General features: G+C 49.3%; 1 protein-coding gene. It reads right to left on the bottom strand.

The annotated features are described in order from the left end of the window. The coding region (locus SPADD19_RS11090; RefSeq protein ID WP_241496602.1) for an aldo/keto reductase at window positions 1-357 on the bottom strand (357 nt) is incomplete at both ends.

Raw genomic sequence — 357 nt, 5'->3', positions numbered from 1 at the left:
CTCAAAGACACTGCCATCTCGCACAGCTGCTTTTGGCCCTTCCATGTTGACATGAAAACCAGCCTCAAAGCTAGGTGTAAAGGCGGCACTCAACTGCAACTGGTTGACCTTGAGTGGTTGTTTGACAGCCGTTTTGAGCAATTCCATCATCATAGGATTTTGATTGGACACCCCAAAATGACGGACCTTGCCCGCTAGCTCCAAGTGATCAAAAGCTACTGCCACTTCTTCCGGCTCCATGAGGGCATCCGGTCGGTGAAGGAGGAGACTATCTAAGCGCTCGATCTGCAGACGCTCGAGGATGCCATCGACGGAATCCAAAATATAGTCCTTCGAAAAATCAAAATAGGTAAAGCC

Origin of the sequence: Streptococcus parasanguinis (genome assembly GCF_001578955.1) — a bacterium.
GTDB lineage: Bacteria > Bacillota > Bacilli > Lactobacillales > Streptococcaceae > Streptococcus > Streptococcus parasanguinis_U.
Note: the sequence above shows the minus strand (reverse complement) of the source record. Positions and strands in the feature narration are given on the sequence as shown.